The 20,207-nt window shown below is 33.5% G+C and carries 18 protein-coding genes and 1 tRNA gene; 11 read left to right on the forward strand and 8 right to left on the reverse strand.

The window, feature by feature from the left end; translation table 11 throughout:
* Positions 1–21: 21 nt before the first annotated feature.
* From BUB95_RS06355 to BUB95_RS06365, 3 genes are all read right to left on the reverse strand, one after another.
* On the reverse strand, positions 22–1,983 hold the full coding sequence (locus BUB95_RS06355; protein ID WP_073084400.1) for a PKD domain-containing protein: 1,962 nt from the start codon (positions 1,981–1,983) through the stop codon (positions 22–24).
* A 74-nt stretch (positions 1,984–2,057) separates the two neighbouring features.
* Positions 2,058–3,053 (reverse strand): riboflavin synthase family protein, encoded by a 996-nt coding sequence (locus tag BUB95_RS06360; RefSeq protein ID WP_073084402.1) that lies wholly within the window; start codon positions 3,051–3,053, stop codon positions 2,058–2,060.
* A gap of 72 nt (positions 3,054–3,125) precedes the next feature.
* Positions 3,126–3,569, reverse strand: coding sequence for a hypothetical protein (locus tag BUB95_RS06365; RefSeq protein WP_073084404.1), 444 nt, complete (start codon positions 3,567–3,569; stop codon positions 3,126–3,128).
* 116 nt (positions 3,570–3,685) lie between these two features.
* Here BUB95_RS06365 and BUB95_RS06370 point away from each other — a divergent pair, with 116 nt between their 5' ends.
* The 10 genes from BUB95_RS06370 to BUB95_RS06415 all read left to right on the forward strand — a co-directional run bounded on the left by BUB95_RS06370 (position 3,686) and on the right by BUB95_RS06415 (position 10,159).
* A complete protein-coding gene (locus tag BUB95_RS06370; RefSeq protein ID WP_073084406.1) occupies positions 3,686–4,267 on the forward strand; it encodes an RNA polymerase sigma factor in 582 nt (193 codons plus the stop codon).
* On the forward strand, positions 4,267–5,013 hold the full coding sequence (locus tag BUB95_RS06375; protein WP_073084409.1) for a tetratricopeptide repeat protein: 747 nt from the start codon (positions 4,267–4,269) through the stop codon (positions 5,011–5,013). The genes BUB95_RS06370 and BUB95_RS06375 overlap by 1 nt, the downstream gene beginning before the upstream one ends.
* Before the next feature lie 21 nt (positions 5,014–5,034).
* Positions 5,035–5,802, forward strand: coding sequence for a TatD family hydrolase (locus tag BUB95_RS06380; protein WP_073084411.1), 768 nt, complete (start codon positions 5,035–5,037; stop codon positions 5,800–5,802).
* A 2-nt stretch (positions 5,803–5,804) separates the two neighbouring features.
* On the forward strand, positions 5,805–6,830 hold the full coding sequence (locus BUB95_RS06385) for an asparaginase (RefSeq protein ID WP_073084414.1): 1,026 nt from the start codon (positions 5,805–5,807) through the stop codon (positions 6,828–6,830).
* A gap of 72 nt (positions 6,831–6,902) precedes the next feature.
* Positions 6,903–6,990, forward strand: a tRNA-Ser gene (locus BUB95_RS06390).
* Positions 6,991–7,065: 75 nt separating this feature from the next.
* Complete coding sequence (locus BUB95_RS06395) at positions 7,066–7,836, forward strand: MotA/TolQ/ExbB proton channel family protein (protein ID WP_073084416.1); 771 nt, start codon at positions 7,066–7,068, stop codon at positions 7,834–7,836.
* 12 nt (positions 7,837–7,848) lie between these two features.
* Complete coding sequence (locus BUB95_RS06400) at positions 7,849–8,286, forward strand: hypothetical protein (protein ID WP_073084418.1); 438 nt, start codon at positions 7,849–7,851, stop codon at positions 8,284–8,286.
* Positions 8,287–8,296: 10 nt separating this feature from the next.
* The gene (locus BUB95_RS06405) at positions 8,297–8,911 is read left to right on the forward strand and encodes an ExbD/TolR family protein (protein ID WP_073084421.1); all 615 of its coding nucleotides are present in this window, start codon (positions 8,297–8,299) and stop codon (positions 8,909–8,911) included.
* Positions 8,912–8,916: 5 nt separating this feature from the next.
* Entirely contained in the window at positions 8,917–9,381 is a 465-nt protein-coding gene (locus BUB95_RS06410; RefSeq protein WP_073084423.1) for an ExbD/TolR family protein, read from the forward strand.
* A gap of 88 nt (positions 9,382–9,469) precedes the next feature.
* Positions 9,470–10,159: a porin family protein gene (locus tag BUB95_RS06415; protein WP_073084426.1), complete on the forward strand. Its 690-nt coding sequence runs from the start codon at positions 9,470–9,472 to the stop codon at positions 10,157–10,159.
* Here BUB95_RS06415 and BUB95_RS06420 read toward each other — a convergent pair.
* The 4 genes from BUB95_RS06420 to BUB95_RS06435 all read right to left on the reverse strand — a co-directional run bounded on the left by BUB95_RS06420 (position 10,154) and on the right by BUB95_RS06435 (position 16,190).
* Positions 10,154–10,759, reverse strand: coding sequence for a hypothetical protein (locus BUB95_RS06420; RefSeq protein ID WP_073084428.1), 606 nt, complete (start codon positions 10,757–10,759; stop codon positions 10,154–10,156). The genes BUB95_RS06415 and BUB95_RS06420 overlap by 6 nt on opposite strands.
* Positions 10,760–10,772: 13 nt before the next feature.
* Positions 10,773–12,236 (reverse strand): RNA polymerase factor sigma-54, encoded by a 1,464-nt coding sequence (rpoN, locus tag BUB95_RS06425; RefSeq protein WP_073084431.1) that lies wholly within the window; start codon positions 12,234–12,236, stop codon positions 10,773–10,775.
* A gap of 87 nt (positions 12,237–12,323) precedes the next feature.
* Positions 12,324–13,757 (reverse strand): asparagine--tRNA ligase, encoded by a 1,434-nt coding sequence (asnS, locus tag BUB95_RS06430; RefSeq protein ID WP_073084434.1) that lies wholly within the window; start codon positions 13,755–13,757, stop codon positions 12,324–12,326.
* A 39-nt stretch (positions 13,758–13,796) separates the two neighbouring features.
* Positions 13,797–16,190 carry an efflux RND transporter permease subunit gene (locus BUB95_RS06435; RefSeq protein WP_073084436.1) on the reverse strand — a complete coding sequence of 798 codons (2,394 nt, stop codon included), beginning with the start codon at positions 16,188–16,190 and terminating at the stop codon, positions 13,797–13,799.
* Between the two features lie 193 nt (positions 16,191–16,383).
* Here BUB95_RS06435 and BUB95_RS06440 point away from each other — a divergent pair, with 193 nt between their 5' ends.
* Positions 16,384–18,879 carry a hypothetical protein gene (locus BUB95_RS06440; RefSeq protein WP_073084439.1) on the forward strand — a complete coding sequence of 832 codons (2,496 nt, stop codon included), beginning with the start codon at positions 16,384–16,386 and terminating at the stop codon, positions 18,877–18,879.
* Positions 18,880–18,886: 7 nt separating this feature from the next.
* On the opposite strand, the gene BUB95_RS06445 is transcribed toward BUB95_RS06440, so the two are convergent.
* Positions 18,887–20,173, reverse strand: coding sequence for a DUF5686 family protein (locus BUB95_RS06445; protein WP_073084441.1), 1,287 nt, complete (start codon positions 20,171–20,173; stop codon positions 18,887–18,889).
* Positions 20,174–20,207: the final 34 nt, after the last annotated feature.

Raw genomic sequence — 20,207 nt, forward strand, 5'->3', positions numbered from 1 at the left:
TCATTTAAACTTTAAAAGAATTTAAAACTTCCAAATACCGTACAATTGAAGATAATTAAAATTATCCTTGAAGCTAAAGACATAACGCGCTCCAAAGCTAGGCCCAATTCTGGCAAAACCTCCTGTAACTTCAACTAAAAAACCAGTCCTGAGATTAGTAAAAGAATCTGTAAACTCGGAGGATGTGTTTAGAGTTTCTATGATTGGTGCTAGTGGATTTGTACCTTCAAAACGTTCTATTAAAAGTGATTCATCTCTTTTTTCACTGAGAGTTATCATGTTGTTGAGACCCGCGCCTAATCCTATGTAGTTATTAATATTGTATCTAACCAAAATAGGAACTTCCCAATCGATATTCTGAAAACTAGACGAAGCCGTTGTACGCTGTAACTGCTCAAAACCTTGAGCGCCTCCTATAATCTCTTCAGTAACTGTAGTCTCAGAATCATAATTATGAAAGCTATTTAAAAGCTCTACTTGCCAGTACCATCTGTAGGATTTGTAAGGAGAAACAGTTGCGCCTACAAAGTAGCTCTTAGAGTCTTTTAAATCTGGGAAATAATTGTAACCTGCCTTTGCACCAATTGAAATACCGGGTAAAAACCGAGTTGTAGAATAATTGGTGATTATAGGTTCGTTTTTATCAAAAATTATAGCAGTTCTACTTCTGGTTTTTTTCTTATGAAAGTCTTTAGAGAATTTAATTTTATACTTCACAAAACCTTTTGTAGAGTCGTATTCTTTTACATTTTTTTGCTCACTGCCAGGTAAGTAAATATTCTTGAATGTAAAGATAGCTTGCTTGTCTGTAAACGTAGTGTCTAGACAACTATACTGAACCTCTTGTTTAGGGCAAATTTTAACCTTAGGATACATGTCAATGACTTCAATGGTTTGCTTATCTAGCATCTCTGGTATGTCTGTTTCTAGGCGTATTTTACGTGCTGGGCCTTCGCCATTATTCTGAAACTTAATTTTATATTTCAAAGTTTTAAAACGGACTAATCTATAATTTAAAAATGTACCATTGCTCGACATTTTGTTAGGGTCATGAGACGTTACTATTTCCATTTCCATTTCTTTTACAGTATGGTTACTGAAATTAGAATCTGGGACATAAACACCACGAACAGAAATAATAGCGCTAGTGTCTTTAAGCATTTCTGGAGTGGTTTTAAGTGTGAAAAAGACATTACGCTCCTCTTTGGGCTCCATGTTTTTAAACTCTAATACTTTAGAGTTTTTGTAGTAGTCATTCGATTCTTTAAGTGTTTTTGGTAAATCAGTTTTTTTAGTAGAGTCTTGCTGTTTTTGGTAGTAGGTTAGAGAATTATTCTCCGTTGAAGCTAACAAAGTGCCTTCAAAATCGTCTTTTGGATTATTGTAAACAACGTCATTATTAATAAAATCTTGTTCGCCATGATGGGTACGCGTGTCAATCAATTCAAAATTATCCGCGGCATATTTTTGTTCATTATAAAAGAGGTAAAGTCTTCCGTCTGATAGATAATCGTTTTCATTTTTATAACTCATTATTAAAACCATGTCTTGGTCTGGTACAGGTTCTCTATTGCGTTGTAGAGTAAAGTCTTCGGTCATTGATGCTTGCGCTTGAAAATCGTCATCAGTTTTTGCAACATTAATCTTTTTTGGCCTAGTTACTGGTGGTTTCCCTGTATCGTAATTATTAGTAACCCATAGCTTCACTTCATAGTCACCTTTGTCTTTGTAGATATGCTTAGGATTTTTTTCTTTACTGTAGTTGCCATCTCCAAATTCCCAGTAGTACGTGTAAAATGCTTTTGGAGCACCAGCTATTTGCTCTAATGGTGGTGTATCTGCTGTAAAAGATAAACTATCTCCCGCAGTTTTATAATTTATTGAAGCTACTCTTGGTTTTATAGAATCAGTAGCGGTGTTTTGTTGAGAAAACACCGTTAGAAAACTTAAAAGAAAGCCAAAGACAAAAGCATTAGTTTTCATAGTTATATTGAGTTGATTGTATTTAAAGATATAAAAAAAGCGGTGACAAAGTCACCGCTTTCACAGATTAAGAATTATGGTAGGGCATTTATGGCGCTTGTTAATTCAGCATCTGTTGCCGAGATTAAGTCGCCAGCATTAAAAGTAATCTGGTCATTAGCTGCAATAGTCACCGATTGAATATGATATACCCATCCCCCAGTATCATTTGGTGCTGCAAAAATAACGTGACACTCTAATCCTATTGGAATTTGACCATAATGCTCACTAAATAATCCTAATCCACTATCGTAAACATCCATATTAGCAAGTCCTGTTTCCTCACCGTCATATGAAATATACACGGCGCTATTTGTGTTGTCGTATCCAGCAGGAGGAGCAACTAAGATTGTAGTTTTTGGTCTTGGGTCGTTGTAAAAACGGTCTACATTACTCCATCCAAAATCGTTAAAGAATGCATAGTATTGTCCACCTTCGTTAAACACTTCACCTCCCATACCTTGAGGACCACCTTCCATTTCGTCCCAAGTAATATTATCGTTTTCATCTACTCTTCCTGTCCAAAGCTCCATTGCTGGGTCAGTACCTCCAGTAAGGTTAGATGGTATTTGTAATTCTAATGGACAGTTAGTTACAACTTCGTTTCCATTTTGAAAAGCTTCAATTAAAAACTCACCACCAGTTAAAAGCATAGCTTTATCGCCTCCAACTGTTGTTCCTAATGTTGTTCTATTAGTTTTTAGCATTGTGGCTTTGTCAAAAATTTCAATAAGCTCTACATCTATCACTCCTGTAGCAGGGTTTCCGTTTACGGTTAAACATGCCCCATTAATACTTACGCTTACACCGTTTGCTGTTGTTAGCGTTGTAATTCCGTCTTCAACAGTAAGTTGAAAATCTTGTTTTAAAGCTTCACGAGCGTTTTCTTTAAGATTTTGAAATTCCGCAGCTGAGGCTGGATTGCATACGACACCATCGCAGTCGTTATCTCTGTCGTCTGAAGTTTCACAACTTGTAAATGTGATTGCTGCGATTAATAAGGTTTTGAAAATTGATTTTAAAGTTTTCATAATTTCTAGTTTTTAGTGTTTTACATTTTTATATCAACAGGGTAATTGTTTTGTTACCCTGTTTTTTAATTTTTATTTTCTTTTTTCGCTAGTAATGATTTTATAGCTGATGATTTCTCCTTTAGATACTAAGTCTATTATCTCTCTCGCTTTGTTCTCAGAAGAAGAGAATCCTTTGGCATTACCGTTAGTAGATTTTACTTCCCAGTAATAGGTTCTATTATCTGCATTTTTTGCTTCAGATTTTAATATGTAATAGCTTGTAATCTTTTTTTCAAGGACAGCTTCGTTACGGCTAAAAAGTGCAATCATCTCTTTTGCGTCTTCAAGGCTAGATGATGTTCCAGAGCTTTTACCTGATACTGTTTTTACAGACCACTCATAAATTTTAGTGATGTGGCTTTCTGTAATTTCTGTTTCAACAATTCCTTTAGCAGAAGTTGTTTCTAAAGTTGTAGCATTAATATTTAAGACTGATAATACTACCGTACTAATAATTAAAATTGATTGTTTCATGATTTCTAATTTTTAATGAATTAATTTTCTTGTTACAACCTTATATCAGCATGCTCTTGAAATTGTTACCCTATTTGTTTAAAGTTTTTTTAAATTAGTAGAAAATACAAGGCTTAGTGGGCGAAAAAAAAATTCATGAGGACCAGAAGTACATCACCGGATTGTTACAAAACAATTCGTTTGTAATACAATCTATCTACGATAAGTATGTGCCCAAAGTGGTTAACTATATAAAGCAGAATAGCGGAAGTGCTGATGAAGCACAAGACATTGTGCAAGATGTAATTATTACCATATATAATCAGGCAAGTCAAAAAAATCTCCAACTTACATGTCCTTTTGACGCCTATTTCTTTCTGCTATGTAAACGTAAGTGGTTAAACTATCTCAAAAAAAATTACAATAAAGAGGTAACAATTAATGAGTCCACAGTATCTATAAGTGATAATGCACAAGAATTAGCCTTTGCAACCGAACTTTTTGGAGAGAAACAAGCTTTATTTTCCGAGATGTTTAAACAATTAGGTGATGCTTGTAAGGATTTGCTTAAAGCAACTTTTAAGATAAAATCTATGGAAGAAGTTGCCGAAAGTTTGGGCGTAACGTACGCTTATGCCAGAAAGAAAAAATCCTTATGCATTGGTAAATTAACCGAAATGGTGCGTAAATCGCCCAAGTTTAACCAGCTTAAGTTATAATGAAAGAAGAAAATTACATAGCGTTCGATAACTACTTGTCTCAATCTTTATCTCAAGAAGACCTTTTTGCTTTTGAAGAAAAGTTAAGCACAGACGAAGATTTTAAAGAGGCTTTTGAAACTTACAGAGAATTGTCTGGGTTTTTAGAGCGTAGCTTAGATGATGGTCACGCTTCAAAAGAGTTTGAAACTAATCTCAAATCAATTTCTCAAAACTATTTTGAAAAGGAGAAGAAACAAACTCAACCTACAAAAGCATCAAGAACATTTAGAATAAGTCAATTAGCCATAGCAGCATCAGTAGCTGTATTTTTAGGGCTATTTATTTTTAATACGTTCTCAGGTCCAGATTACTATGATTATTCAAATCATGATGCAATTAGTTTAACCGTCAGAGGAAACACAGAAGATGTAGTTTCTAAAGCACAAAATGCTTTTAATAATAGGGATTTTGAAGCTGCTGAAAACTATTTTACCCAAATTCTTAAAACTAATACTGAAAATATTGAAGTAAAACTTTACAAAGCCATTAGCCAAATAGAACAAGATAAGTTTAACGAAGCAGATGCTATGCTTAGTGAAATTGCTTCTGGACAATCAGCTTATAAATATGAAGCAGTGTGGTATGCAGCTTTAAGTAAACTAAAACAAAATGATGATGAAGCTTGTCTTTTGTTACTTAGAGAAATTTCTGAAGATGCAGATACATACAAAAAAGCGCAAAAACTAATTAATAAGTTAGACTAAAAAGATGTGTATTTTTGCATCATGGTTATAACAGACACGCATACACATTTATATAGCGAATCCTTTGACGAAGACAGGCATATTATGATAGCCAGAGCAAAGGATGCCAATATAAAACGCTTTTTTATCCCAGCAATCGATTCTAGCTATACAGAATCTATGTACAAGCTAGAAGCTGATTTCCCCGATGAGGTGTTTTTAATGATGGGTTTACATCCTACGTCTGTTAAGGAAAACTACAAGGAAGAATTAGCACATGTCGAAGCGCAATTCAAAAAACGAAGTTTTTATGCTGTCGGCGAAATAGGAATTGATTTGTATTGGGATAAAAGTACCTTGCCTATCCAGATAGAAGCTTTTAAACACCAGATTAACTTAGCAAAGAAGTATAAACTTCCTATTGTTATACATTGCAGAGAAGCTTTTGATGAAATTTTTCAAGTTTTAGAAGAAGAAAAGAGTGACGATTTATTCGGGATATTTCATTGCTTCACAGGAACTATAGAGCAGGCAAAACAAGCCATATCCTATAATATGAAATTAGGCATCGGCGGTGTAGTAACCTTTAAAAATGGAAAGATAGACCAGTTTATCAATCAAATAGATTTAAAACACATAGTTTTAGAAACCGACTCGCCTTACTTAGCGCCTAAACCTTACAGAGGAAAACGAAACGAAAGTTCTTATATAATTAAGGTCGTAGAAAAGCTTTCAGAATTATATGGTATTTCTGAGGAAGAAATAGCCAAAATAACAACAGAAAATTCTAAAGCCATTTTTGGTATTTAAATATGAGCAAACCAAACATTCTTTTAATATATACAGGCGGAACCATTGGTATGGTAAGAGATTCCGATACATGTGCTCTGAAGGCTTTCGATTTTAATAACCTTCTAAAGCAAATACCAGAGTTACGCTTACTAGATTGTAATATTGAAACGGTTTCTTTTGAAACACCAATAGATTCCTCTAACATGAATACCAGATATTGGTGCGATATTGCAGATATTATAAAAGATAACTACAAGACTTTTGATGGTTTTGTGGTGTTGCATGGCAGTGATACGATGAGCTATTCTGCTTCAGCCTTAAGTTTTATGCTAGAGAATTTGGCAAAACCAGTAATATTTACCGGGTCTCAATTACCAATAGGAGATTTAAGAACAGATGCCAAGGAGAATCTAATCACTTCAATCCAATTAGCATCACTACATGAGAATGAAGTTCCAGTTATTAGAGAAGTAGGCCTCTATTTTGAATATAAATTGTATAGAGGAAACCGTACAACAAAAATTAATGCAGAGCATTTTGAAGCGTTTGAGTCTTTAAACTTTCCTCATATCGCTGAATCAGGTGTACATCTTAAAGTAAACAAAGAAGCCTTATTAAAACCTAATTTAGGTCAGGAATTAAAGGTGAATAAAAATATGGACACTAACGTGGCTGTTTTAAAATTGTTTCCTGGAATTGCTAAGCCTATTTTAGAGGCTGTTTTAACCAGTAAGTTAATTAAAGGACTTGTTATTGAAACCTATGGCGCAGGAAATGCTACAACAGAAAAGTGGTTTGTAGATTTATTAGAAAAAGCAATAAAACGTGGTGTAAACATTATTAATGTATCTCAATGTGCTGGCGGCAGTGTACGTATGGGTCAGTACGAAACGAGTTCCCAGCTAAAAAAAATAGGTGTTATATCTGGAAAAGATATCACTACCGAAGCAGCAATTACCAAACTCATGTACCTTATTGGTCAGAAAATTAGTCCTTTAGATTTTCAATCTATTTTCGAGACGTCTTTACGTGGGGAAATGTCGTAAAATTAACGCAGCAAATTTTAGTGTTTAAAGTTTTTTTCGTTATTTGGCGTTCTGTAATTTTAAGAAACTTACAGAGAGGTGGCCGAGTGGTCGAAGGCGCACGCCTGGAAAGTGTGTAAACGCCAAAAGCGTTTCGAGGGTTCGAATCCCTTCCTCTCTGCTGATGTTTTGCTTAAATAGTTACATATTTTTTTTATCTTTAACACTTTAACTAATAAAATTAAGATTCAAGACAATGAAAAGATTATTTTCTATCCTAGCCATTACATGTTTAATGGTTATCGGAACTGTTAATGCAAATGCAACAACAACAGTAGCAGCAGCAACAACAACTGTTGCAAATGTAGCCCAAGATGACACAGCAGAGACTGAAGATTTAGGGTTTCATCAAGAATTAAAAAAGAGATTTATTGAAGGTGGTCCTGGGTTTATGGGAATCGTTTTGTTATGTTTAATTCTTGGTTTAGCAATTGCTATTGAAAGAATTATCTTTTTAAACCTTTCTACAACTAATAGTAAGAAATTAACTCAAAATGTTGAGGACGCTCTTGCATCTGGTGGTATTGAAGCAGCTAAGGAAGTTTGTAGAAATACAAAAGGGCCTGTAGCTTCTATCTTCTACCAAGGTTTAGACAGAGCTGACGAGGATATTGATGCTGCTGAAAAAGCTGTTGTAGCTTATGGTGGTGTACAAATGGGTCAATTAGAAAAGAATGTATCTTGGATATCATTATTTATCGCTCTTGCACCAATGCTTGGTTTCATGGGTACGGTAATTGGTATGATTCAAGCCTTTGATAAAATTGAAGCTGCTGGTGATATGCAACCTTCTTTAGTAGCAGGTGGTATTAAAGTAGCACTTTTAACAACAGTATTTGGTCTTATTGTGGCTATTATTCTTCAGATATTTTACAACTATATCATCGCTAAGATTGATAGTATTGTAAACGATATGGAAGACTCATCTATCACATTGATGGATTTATTAGTAAGACACAAAAAATAAGAACATAGTATTATGCACAAAATATTAAAAATAGTAGCAGCTCTTCTTGGAGTTCTTGGTATTGTTTTTCTTGTCAGAATTATTTCTGCAGGAGATGAAGCAATCAAGAGCGGCGAAAAAGCTGGTTTAGTAGATCCTATGGCATACATAGCCTATGTAATTTTAGGATTAGTATTGGCTTTTGTTGTATTTTTTGTAATTAAAAATTTATTTACAAACACAGCAGGCCTTAAGAACACATTAATTGGAGTAGGTGCTTTTGCAGCAATTTTAGTTATCTCTTATGTTGTATCTGGTGGAGACCCATTACAATATAAATTACAAGAGGGTATTGCTACAGAAGGTCAATCTCATATGGTAGGAGCTGGATTGACAGCATTCTACATATTAATAGTTGTTGCTGCATTAGCAATGATTTTCTCAGGAGTTAAAAAAGTATTAAGTAAATAAATAGTAAACTATGGCAAAAAGAGCAGCACCAGAGGTTAATGCCGGTTCAATGGCTGACATTGCTTTCTTACTATTGATATTTTTCTTAGTAACTACAACTATTGAGAAAGATAAAGGTATCTTAAGAAGTTTACCTCCAATCGATGATTCTCAAACAGAACCACCAATTATTAAACAAAAGAACTTGTTTACTATTTTGGTGAACAGAGACGACCGTCTCTTGGTTGAAGAAGAAGAAATGGATATCAAAGACTTAAGACAAGCAGCGATTGAGTTTTTAGATAATGGTGGAGGTGTTAATCCCGAAGGAGAATCTTGTGATTACTGTAGAGGGAAGAAAGACCCAGAGTCTTCTGATCATCCAGATAAGGCAATTATTACTCTAAAGCACGACCGTGAAACGACTTATGGACGTTACATTGAAGTACAGAACGAGTTAGTAGCAGCCTACAATTTCTTAAGAGAAAGAGAAGCACAACGTATTTTCAACCGTTCTTTCGCTTCTATGTTAGAAGAGAAAGAAAAGAATCAGTTTAACAAGGATGAAAAGCTAAATGCTAACATCCAGAGAATAAAGGATATGTATCCTATGAAACTCTCAGAAGCTGAACCAGATAAAAGTTAATTAGTATGTCTAAGTTTAAGAAGAAAAAAGGTGGTGATTTACCGGCGATATCGACGGCATCTTTACCAGACATTGTATTTATGTTATTATTCTTTTTTATGGTTGCAACCGTAATGAGAGATAACTCTACAATGGTAGAAAATGTGCTTCCTAATGCTACAGAGATTGAGAAGCTAAAAAAAGACAGAACTATGTTTATTTATGCTGGTAAGCCAAGCGAGCAGTATAAAAATTTAGGTACAGAAGGACGTATTCAGATTAATGATGCTTTTGTTAATTTAGATGCCATTCAACCTGCAGTTTTTGAATACATAGCAACACTTCCTGAAGAATTAAAAGACAGAGTAGTTGTTGGTTTAAAAGTAGACGAAAACACTAATGCAGGTATTGTTTCTGACGTAAAACAAGAACTTAGAGAGGCAAATGCCCTTAAGATTATGTACGTAACAGGTCAGAAAAAAGAAGAATAATATATCTTAATTTTATAAAAAGCGTTATGATTTTATCATAGCGCTTTTTTTATGCCTGGTGCTAACTTAAATTTTATAGATTTACAATATGAGATTGTATGTTAATTTGTTTATTTTTCTTTTTGTTACTCTGTCTTTTTCTCAAGATAGCTTGTCAGTTGAGGTAGATGACAGATACAGAGAAGATCAGTTTTATGCTTCAATAACTTATAATATACTTTCAGATAATCCAAGTGGTGTAAATCAAACCGATTTTTCTACAGGATTTCATGCAGGTTTTATCAGAGACATGCCTTTTAACGAGAAAAGAAATTGGTCAATAGGACTTGGTTTAGGTATTTCTACAAATTCCTATAATCAGAATTTGGTTATCACTGAAGATGTAAGCGGAGTCAACTTTGCACTTACTGACGCTTCTTTGGGAAATGTGAGTAAAAATAAATTCACAACGTATCTAATAGATGTGCCTTTTGAACTTAGATGGCGAACGTCTAATGCCACAGATTATAAATTCTGGCGTATTTACCCAGGTTTTAAATTGAGTTACTTAGTATATAATTCTACCAAGTTAAAAAGCGATGCAATAAACACGAAACTGTCTAATCTAGATGTTTTCAATAGACTTCAATATGGTTTAACGCTGAGTGCCGGTTATGGGACGTGGAATTTTCAGTTGTATTATGGCTTAAATCCTATTTTTAAAGATACGGCTAGCTTAAATGGAGCATCTATAGATACCAAAGCCGTACGCGTAGGTGTTATGTTCTATATTCTATAACCACCATTTTAAGAGTAGTAACTGCGGTATTAATCCGGTTAAACTCCCAATAATTAATTCAGGATACGTATGAGCTTTTAGGTGAAGACGAGAAGTTGCAATGGCACCAAGTAAAATCATCATTAAAGCAATAGTACCGTTAATATTTATTTTAAAATGAATTCCTAAAGCAACCGCAAACATAAAAAAACCACTAGCAGCTAGCATATGAATACTAGCTTTTACTTTGAAAATTGCTAATGCAAAACAAGCCAAAGTTGAAGCCAATATCCCAACAAAAAAATAGTATAATTCTACAATTTCATTAGAGGTGAAAACTCTCGTAATAATCAAGCTTATAATAACTGAATTGATTAATAATGGAAGCTTTCGCTCGTTTGTAGATTTAAGGTAGATGCTCTCTACTTTATTTAAAGTTCTTAATAAATAGTAGACCAATAACGGAAGTATTATTGTGAGCAATACTGTAGAAAATATCTTAGCGTGCTGTATTGGGTCAGGAATAAAACGAGGTGTCTTAGAAAAGTAAAATAATACACCTAATAATGGCATTATCAAGGGATGTAGGACGTAAGATATACTTTTTAAGATGAAATCCATGATGCGTAGGTTACTATATTTTTTTACGTAATCGCGCTACAGGAATGTCTAATTGCTCTCTATATTTTGCAACAGTCCGTCTTGCAATTGGATACCCTTTTTCTTTTAAGATACCTGCAAGTTTATCGTCAGTGAGTGGCTTCTTCTTATCTTCTTCTTCAATAACAGTCTCAAGTATTTTTTTAATTTCTCGTGTAGATACTTCTTCACCTTGGTCATTAGTCATAGACTCGGAGAAAAACTCTTTAATCAGTTTTGTTCCGTAAGGTGTATCTACATATTTGCTATTTGCCACACGAGAAACCGTAGAAACGTCCATATCTATCTCGTCTGCGATATCCTTAAGAATCATTGGTTTTAGCATGCGTTCATCACCAGATAAAAAATAATCTTTTTGATAGTGCATAATGGCACTCATAGTCACAAAAAGTGTTTGTTGGCGTTGCTTTACAGCTTCTATAAACCACTTCGCTGCATCCAGTTTTTGCTTTATGAATAATACAGCGTCTTTCTGAGATTTTGATTTTTCTTTAGACTCTTTATAACCTTTAAGCATGTTATTATAGGTACGGGATACATGCAGCTCTGGTGCATTTCTGCCATTTAGCGTTAATTCTAATTCACCATCAATAATTTTTATGGCAAAATCTGGCACCACGTGTTCCACCATACGGTTGTTTCCAGAGTAAGAACCTCCAGGTTTTGGGTTAAGCCCTTCAATTTCTTCAATAGCATCTTTAAGTTGGTCTTCAGTTATACTGAATTTTTGAAGTAGTTTTTTGTAATGCTTTTTGGTAAACTGTTCAAAAGCTTTATCTATAATTTTTGTTGCCAATTCTACATCAGGATGCTGCTCTTTTCTATGTAATTGAATACTCAAACATTCTTGAAGATTTCGCGCACCTACACCAGCAGGATCAAGTTGATGAACAATACCTAGAACTTTCTCAACCTCTTCTTCTGTGGTGTATACATTTTGAGTGAATGCCAAATCATCTGTAATATCAGATAAAGATCTACGTATATAACCACTCTCGTCTACACTACCTACTAGAAACTGTGCTATTTCGTATTCTTGGTCGTTTAGTCTAAAGGTGTTTAATTGATTGGTTAAGTGTTGTGTGAAAGACGTTCCAGCAGCATAAGGTACAGATTTCTCGTCATCGTCAGCGCTATAGTTGTTGGCGTGTGTTCTGTAATCAGGAATTTCGTCATCACTGAGATATTCATCAACATTGATGTCTCCAGCATCTATAGTCTCACTGTCATTATAATCGTCTTGAGAGTTATCAAACTCATCATACTCGTTATCCTTAGCATCACTTTCCTTTCCTGTATCCAAAGCAGGGTTTTCTTCCAACTCTTGCTTTAAGCGTTGTTCAAAAGCTTGCGTTGGCAGCTGAATCAACTTCATAAGTTGAATTTGCTGAGGAGATAGCTTCTGTGATAACTTAAATTGTAGATACTGTTTTAACATTGGTTGGTACAGGATTTAGTTAAAAATAAAAAAACAATCTAAAACTATACCGTTCTTAGATTGTTTTCTGAAAATTTTAAATCTTTTTTAAAATTCTGCATTTTGAGGTGTCCGTGGATAAGGAATCACATCTCTAATATTACTCATTCCTGTTGCAAACATAACAAGACGCTCGAAACCTAATCCAAAACCAGAATGTACTGCTGTGCCATACTTGCGTAAGTCTAAATACCACCATAATTCTTCCTCTGGAATATCTAAAGCAGCCATTTTTTGTTTTAGAACATCTAAACGTTCCTCACGTTGTGAGCCACCAATAATTTCGCCAATGCCAGGGAAAAGTACATCCATGGCTCTTACCGTTTTTTCATCATCATTCAAACGCATGTAGAAGGCTTTAATATTCGCTGGATAATCAAATAAAATTACAGGGCACTTAAAGTGTTTTTCAACTAGAAAACGCTCATGTTCAGATTGTAAATCTGCACCCCATTCATTAATGAGATATTTAAATTTTTTCTTCTTATTTGGCTTTGAATTCCTAAGAATATCTATGGCTTCGGTGTAACTAACACGCTTAAAGTTATTATCGGTAACAAACTTTAGTTTTTCTATTAAACGCATTTCGCTACGTTCTGTTTGAGGCTTAGATTTTTCTTCATTAAATAAGCGCTCATCTAAGAATTTTAAATCTTCTTGATTGTGTTCTAAAACATAGCTAATTACTGATTTAATGAAGTCTTCGGCTAAATCCATATTACCTGCCAAATCCATAAACGCTACTTCTGGCTCAATCATCCAAAACTCTGCTAAATGTCGTGATGTGTTAGAGTTTTCAGCTCTAAATGTTGGGCCAAAGGTATAGACTTTGCCAAGAGACATAGCATAAGTTTCTGCTTCTAATTGCCCAGAAACCGTAAGATTGGCTTCTTTTCCAAAGAAATCTTGCTTAAAATCGACATCTCCATTTTCATCTAAGGGAGGATTTTTTGCGTCTAAGGTGGTAATCCTAAACATTTCTCCTGCACCTTCAGCATCACTTCCTGTAATCATAGGTGTATGCATATTATAAAATCCATTCTCAGTAAAATACTTGTGGACGGCAAAAGATAATGTAGATTTTATTCGCATTACAGCACTAAATGTATTTGTACGTGTACGCAAATGTGCATTTTCTCGTAAAAATTCAAATGTGTGCTTTTTTGGTTGAATAGGATAGGTTTCAGGGTCAGAATCACCTAAGACTTCAATCGAAGAGACTACGATTTCAACGTTTTGCCCTTTACCTTGGCTTTCTACTAATTCGCCTTCTATATGAATTGCCGCACCTGTTGTGATTCGTTTTAAAAGTGCTTCATCAAAATTCTCAAAATCAACAACACATTGAATATTATTTATAGTAGAACCGTCATTTAGAGCAATAAAACGATTAGCTCTAAAGGTACGTACCCAGCCTTTTACACTGACTTGTTGCAGTGTGACATCTTGCTCTAATAATTCTGAAACGGATTTAGTATTCATTTTTAATTTATTTAAATCTTAATTAAGGTCAATAAAATGTTATTCTTTTTCATCGGTTTTATCCTCTGGAATAATATTTATCGAAGGTTCTTTTAATACTTCCTTATTGGCTATACTTCGTTCTAGAGAAAGTAAAAGCGAAGGCAATAATAATAAATTTGATAACATTGCAAATAATAGCGTTGCAGAAACTAATCCGCCTAAAGCTACTGTACCTCCAAAACTTGAAATAGTAAACACAGAGAACCCAAAAAACAAAACAATTGATGTATAAAACATACTTACGCCAGTTTCTCTGAGAGCTGCGTAAACCGATTTTCTAATCTTCCAATGATTGGCTTGAAGTTCTTGTCTGTATTTTGCTAAAAAATGAATGGTATCATCTACCGAAATACCAAAGGCAATGCTAAACACTAAGATTGTAGACGGTTTTATGGGTACACCTAGATAACCCATCATACCTGCGGTTACCAATAATGGTAATAAGTTAGGTATTAACGATACCACAATCATTCTTACAGACCTAAACATATATGCCATAAAAATGGATATAAGAAAAATAGCTAATGTTAAAGATATTACTAGGTTGCGGACTAAATATTTGGTTCCTTTTTGAAAGACTAAGGCCTTACCCGTAATAGTGACTTCGTAACGTTCTTTAGGAAAAACTTTGTTTATTTTATTCTGAAGGTCTTCCTCAATACGTTGCATTTTATCAGTACCAATGTCCTTCATAAATGTAGTTATACGGGCATACTGACCAGTACTATCAACAAAGTTTTTTAATAAATCTAAGTCTGAAGAGGATTTCTTAACATAAGAACTAATAAATAGGTTTTCTTGACTAGTTGGAAGCTGATAATACTTAGGGTTTCCATTGGTATAGGCTTGCTTGGCATATTTCACCAAACTCACTACAGAAATTGGTCTCGAGAGTTCAGGAATCTCATCAATAAGTTCTTCGAGTTCATTCATGCGCTTTATAGTCGCCAATTTCATGACGCCTTTTTTGCGCTTTGTATCTACCATAATTTCTAATGGCATAATACCATTAAACTCAGATTCAAAAAAACGAATGTCATTAAAAAATTCTGTTTTTTTAGGCATGTCTTCAATAAGACTCCCTGAAATAACAATCTTATTAATTCCCAAAAGACTAGCGATTAATAAAATGAGCGCCGTGACATAAATTGTAATTTTTTTATGCTTTACCATACGCTCCATCCAATCTACAAAGCCATTAATCCATCTTTTATTAAGATGCTCCAGGTGTCGAGGTTTTGGATAAGGTAAAAATGTATAAAGTATTGGGATAATTAACAGACAAAGTATAAATATGGCAAGTATACTTAGTGAAGCAACAATACCAAACTCTTTTAATAATTGACTCTCTGTTAATATGAATGTTGCAAAACCCGAAGCCGTGGTAACGTTAGTCATTAATGTAGCATTACCTACCTTGGTGATAACGCGCTGTAAAGACTTAACCTTGTTGCCATGTAAGCGGACTTCGTGCTGATATTTGTTAATAAGGAAAATACAATTAGGTATACCAATAACAATAATTAAAGGCGGAATTAGGGCCGTTAAAACCGTTATCTCATATTTTAAAAGGCCAAGTATGCCAAAGGTCCACATAACACCAATACATACAACAATTAGAGAGATAAACGTGGCTCTAAAAGACCTAAAGAATAAAAAGAAAATAAGAGAAGTTACGGCGAGTGCAGCCCCAATAAAAAGACTAATCTCATCAACAATGTTCTGAGAGTTGAGTGTTCTTATATATGGCATTCCTGAGATGCGAACATCTAGATTAGTTTCAACTTCAAAAGCATCAATTTTTTCTTTGAGCGTTTTTATAACAAAGTCTTTTCGTAGAGGTGTATTTACAATCTCTTTTTTGAGGTAAATAGCTGTGCGAATCGTTTTTGTGTCTTTATTAAATAAAAAGTTGTCGTAAAAAGGATATTTTTTAAAAAGCTCTTCCTGAAGTTTGTCTATCTGTTTTACAGAAGATATAGAATCTTTGATAAAAGGTTCTAAATCAAACCTCTCTTCTTTTGTGTTTTTTACAAGTTTTTGTAAGTCTTTTATGGAGAGTACTGTTTCAACTTCGTCATAAGCTTTAAAGTCTTCAGAAAGTTGATTCCAAGCATTAAATTTATCTACATTAAATAGCGTGGAGTCTTTTACACCAAGTATAATAAGATTGCCTTCTTCACCAAAAATATCAAGGAAGTTATTGTAAGTAAGATTTACTTCGTGCTCGTCTGGTAACAGGTTGGCTTCAGTATAGGTAAAACGCATGTGTTTCCATTGCATACTAAAAAAGATAGTATACAAAATCACAGTAATGAGAATAGCAATTTTGTTACGCAGAATTAATCGCGCGACAGTTTCCCAAAAGCCTGTTGTTAAAAGTTTAAACATGCATTTTTCAATGAGCCGCAAAGGTAGAAAAAACGTGGGTAAACATTATGAATTTTATAGTTTATTAATACAATAAGACTAAGTTAAATATTTGCTGTAAGTAATAAACATTTAACAATACCTTATAAAGCTCGAATTATACAAATACGTAACTTTTATTTCATTAATAACAATTGATTTTGTCTAGTTAAATATGAGTATAAATTTTAGAATTTCGTTGTTGATTTTACTTTTTTTTAATGAGTTGTCTTTTGCTCAAAACAAAAAAGATTTCAATAAAACTGCGTTAGCAGAAAAGATATATCTTCAGTTAGACCATAAGATTTACACTACAAATAAAACGGTTTGGTTTAAAGCAATTTTAGTAAATACAGCAACACATAGTACTAAATTTTCGAGTGGTGTTTTATATGTTGATTTAATAAATTCTGACAATGAAATTGTTGAATCTAAGATTATTAAAGTCGCAAATGGTATAGGTAATGGGTATTTTGATTTAGAAAGAGGTTATAAAAGTGGCACTTATCAAGTTAGAGCTTACACAGAATGGAATAAAAACTTTGATAATAATTTCATTACAAAAAAAACGATTTCTATTTTCGCGGAAACAAAAATTCGGGAAAAGAATAGACTGAAAAATGACATCGAAGTAACAAAAAATAGACAGACAAAAAACGATTCAATAATCTTAAAGTTTTTTCCTGAAGGAGGAAAACTCATTGCAAATCTTGAAAATAAAATAGGCTTTAAATCCACAAGTATCAATGGTAAAGGTTTTGCTGCTCAAGGTGAAATAATTGACGAGAAAGGTAATATTATTGCTAAGTTTAAAAGCAATAGACTAGGTTTAGGAAGTTTTGTTTTGCCTCCCATTTCTAGCTCTGAAGTCTATCAAGCCAAACTCCAAAACTATGAAAAGACTTTTGTTTATCCGTTGCCTAAAACTTATTCCCAAGGATATTTACTTTCTATGACTTCGAGAAAAGATTTTATTGTTGCAACAATAAAACACAATACGGAGTTAAATGCCGAAATAAAACTTTCGGTAGCCCTTAGAGGAAAAATTTATTTTGAAGAAAAAGCTAATTTAATTGATGGTAGGTATATTTTTACACTTCCAAAAATTCTTTTTCCAGAGGGCGTTTTAGAGATTAAACTACTTAGTCAATCCTCTAAACCTATTGCTGAACGCCTTTATTTTAATAATCGTAAATCTTATAGATTAAGTCTAGATGCAAAAATTGCGATAAATAAAATTTCTAAACGAGAAAATATAGACATTGTTTTAAAAACTAAAAACCATAGAGATTCTATAGTACAAGCAAACAGCTCTGTGTTGGTTCTAGACAAGAATTTGTATGGCAAATTTGAAGCCAGTAAAGAAAATATTCTAACTTATTTTTTATTGAGTTCTGATATAAAAGGAGAAATAGAGGAAGCTTCAGCTTACTTTAATGAAAACTCAGATTTAAATATAGATGACTTATTGTTAACTCAAGGCTGGAGAAATTATAAATACAGCGAATCACCTAAAAAGATACAGTATACTATGGAAAGTGGGCTACAATTAAGAGGTGTAATTAATAAAAAGAGCGTAAAAGCTAAACGTAATAATCTTGATATCGTACTAATGACTTTTGGAGATGACTCATCCGTCTACGCAGGAAATGTTGATGTGCCAAGTAATTTTAATTTTCAAATTGGTGATTTGTATGGTGGCGAACGAAAGTTAATAATAAAACCTTATGGAATTACTGAAAAAGAGAGCAAAGACTATAAAATATCGTTAACAAAAAACGAAAAGTTGAAACCAAATTTTATTTTTAATGAGGTTAAAAATTTTGAAGAAGAAAAAGATAGTTTAATAAAAGAAATAGTAGCAGTTAATGAAATTAAAAAAAGTATCGAGAATAAATATTTTACAGATATTAAAGGGGTCAATCAATTAGATGAAGTTATTGTAGATGCCTACAAAATGACACCAAAAAGAAAAGAGGTGTTTGATAAATATGGTAAGCCAGATGTTATTATCGATGGAAAAGAGATTAATGAAAAGACTAATAAATATTCAACAGGATTATATAGTAATTTAATTGGTTTTCACGATAAGGTTTTTATAAGAAGAGATGCCCTTCGAAATTATTATGCAGAAACTACAAATGGCGGTAAAGGACACGTAAATATGGTTTTAGTAGACGGCGTAGCAGTTACTCCTGATAATTATTTGTTAATTCAAAGAATAGACCCAAAGGAGGTTACCAGTTTTGAAATTATTGACAATCCTTTTAGAGCAAGACAACTTTACGCAACTATTTATGGAACATATCCTTACGGTGAATTTCAAGCCAGTATTATATCCATCTATACAAAGGCTGGCAAAGGACTTTTTGGTGCTTTAGATATAGATAAGACATTAAATGTGCAAACGATAGAAGCATTTACAATAGAGAAAGAATTTTACGTTCCGGATTATACAAATGCTACTGCAAGAAGTTTCTTTGAGCCCGATTTTCGTTCTACTATTTATTGGAATCCAAATGTTGTAAATAAAAGCGGAGAACCTAAAAATATTAGTTTCAGTCACTCTGATGATTCAGGAGATTTCATTGTTGTTATTGAAGCTATAACTGAAGATGGAAAAATAGGTTATAAAACTCTGGAATATTCAGTGGCGGAAACTAAAGATTAATGTATAATTATAACGATAGATTAAACGTAAATTTAAAGGCAAAATTATCTTCTAAAATAGGTAAATGATAGCCGCCATATCTGTAGGCAAAACTTAATCCAAACCCAAAGATCAATTTGTTAATTTCAAAGCCAGATTCTGAATACAATTTGTCTAATGTTCCAAAACTTATTCCTTGATGTTGGTCAATACTGCGCATGTTTCCTAGTGCATATCTAGAGATTAAGACCATTTGTGGTCTAAAGCGTCTTGATACATTAAAAGGTTTTAAATAATGTTTAAATTGAAATGTAGCAAAACGGTCACTAAAAAATTCATTAAAAAACATCGTTTCGAAACTGTTTAGTCCAGCAACAGAAAAACGCTGCATTATGGTTTCTTTTCTAATGTTATTAGGGTAGGCGTGATAAAGATGTGTTATAGGAGTCTCACCTGAAGAAAGACCGCCTACAAGCGTTAATCTTGTTAAAGATTGATTACCGTGGTCTATTTGCTGAATTGTTCTAAAATCGAGTTTAGTAAAATTAAAATCGCTATTAAAAAGGCGAGAGATACTCTGCGTGACTTGCGCAGTAAATTTGGGATACCCATCTATTTTTTCTTCTACGCGCCTATCTATAATTTCAAATTTACTAAAGGGGCTCCATTGCAAACTAAGTTTTGCTGTAGAGAGATTAAAGGTGTTAAATGTATCTCCATTATACAAGAAATTGTAATTATATGTTGGGTTTACACGACTTACTGCAAATTCTGTTTCAGACAGTAAATGATTGGTAACTCTATGCTGAAGTGAAACGGATTTTGTGATGTGACGGTGGAATAAGTCAATGTTGAGCAATCTAGGTTCAAAAAAAGAGAAGAAACGCTTGTCAGTCAAAAATTTTGAACTTCCAGTTTCCTGAAGATCATCAGTATAAGTAAGGTTTACCCAGGTATCTGTTTGCTCATTAACCCTAAAACCACCTCCAATACTGTATTTAGAGTCTTTATCTCTGAAGCCATAAACAAGATAACCATTAACTCTAAATTTTTCTGAAAATCCATCGTTGGTAATACCGCCAAGACCAGTTCTAAAACCTTCAAACTGATTAAACTTCACTAAATATCTAAGGTCAAAATTAAAATACTTTGTTGGGAGATATCCCAACCCAATATTCTCTAGAAAGACCCTTTTTTTTAAAGAGTCTTTCGTTTTTTCTTTCGCCTGTTCTTCAGAATTATTTTCAGGGTCTATTTGAGCTAAAGCACAAAATGAAATGCATAACAAAATTAGTGCAAAAAAGCGCTTTAACATCTTAAGGGTTTGTAGTTAATGGATTAAAAGAGGG

Origin of the sequence: Winogradskyella jejuensis, assembly GCF_900129745.1 — a bacterium.
Classification (GTDB): Bacteria; Bacteroidota; Bacteroidia; order Flavobacteriales; family Flavobacteriaceae; genus Winogradskyella; species Winogradskyella jejuensis.

Bases quoted from the DNA above. Each gene is read 5' to 3' on its own strand.
- BUB95_RS06355 (WP_073084400.1), bottom strand. From the start codon at position 1,983: ATGAAAACTAATGCTTTTGTCTTTGGCTTTCTTTTAAGTTTTCTAACG.
- BUB95_RS06360 (WP_073084402.1), bottom strand. From the start codon at position 3,053: ATGAAAACTTTAAAATCAATTTTCAAAACCTTATTAATCGCAGCAATC.
- BUB95_RS06365 (WP_073084404.1), bottom strand. From the start codon at position 3,569: ATGAAACAATCAATTTTAATTATTAGTACGGTAGTATTATCAGTCTTA.
- BUB95_RS06375 (WP_073084409.1), top strand. From the start codon at position 4,267: ATGAAAGAAGAAAATTACATAGCGTTCGATAACTACTTGTCTCAATCT.
- BUB95_RS06380 (WP_073084411.1), top strand. From the start codon at position 5,035: ATGGTTATAACAGACACGCATACACATTTATATAGCGAATCCTTTGAC.
- BUB95_RS06385 (WP_073084414.1), top strand. From the start codon at position 5,805: ATGAGCAAACCAAACATTCTTTTAATATATACAGGCGGAACCATTGGT.
- BUB95_RS06395 (WP_073084416.1), top strand. From the start codon at position 7,066: ATGAAAAGATTATTTTCTATCCTAGCCATTACATGTTTAATGGTTATC.
- BUB95_RS06400 (WP_073084418.1), top strand. From the start codon at position 7,849: ATGCACAAAATATTAAAAATAGTAGCAGCTCTTCTTGGAGTTCTTGGT.
- BUB95_RS06405 (WP_073084421.1), top strand. From the start codon at position 8,297: ATGGCAAAAAGAGCAGCACCAGAGGTTAATGCCGGTTCAATGGCTGAC.
- BUB95_RS06410 (WP_073084423.1), top strand. From the start codon at position 8,917: ATGTCTAAGTTTAAGAAGAAAAAAGGTGGTGATTTACCGGCGATATCG.
- BUB95_RS06415 (WP_073084426.1), top strand. From the start codon at position 9,470: ATGAGATTGTATGTTAATTTGTTTATTTTTCTTTTTGTTACTCTGTCT.
- BUB95_RS06420 (WP_073084428.1), bottom strand. From the start codon at position 10,759: ATGGATTTCATCTTAAAAAGTATATCTTACGTCCTACATCCCTTGATA.
- rpoN (WP_073084431.1), bottom strand. From the start codon at position 12,236: ATGTTAAAACAGTATCTACAATTTAAGTTATCACAGAAGCTATCTCCT.
- asnS (WP_073084434.1), bottom strand. From the start codon at position 13,757: ATGAATACTAAATCCGTTTCAGAATTATTAGAGCAAGATGTCACACTG.
- BUB95_RS06435 (WP_073084436.1), bottom strand. From the start codon at position 16,190: ATGTTTAAACTTTTAACAACAGGCTTTTGGGAAACTGTCGCGCGATTA.
- BUB95_RS06440 (WP_073084439.1), top strand. From the start codon at position 16,384: ATGAGTATAAATTTTAGAATTTCGTTGTTGATTTTACTTTTTTTTAAT.
- BUB95_RS06445 (WP_073084441.1), bottom strand. From the start codon at position 20,173: ATGTTAAAGCGCTTTTTTGCACTAATTTTGTTATGCATTTCATTTTGT.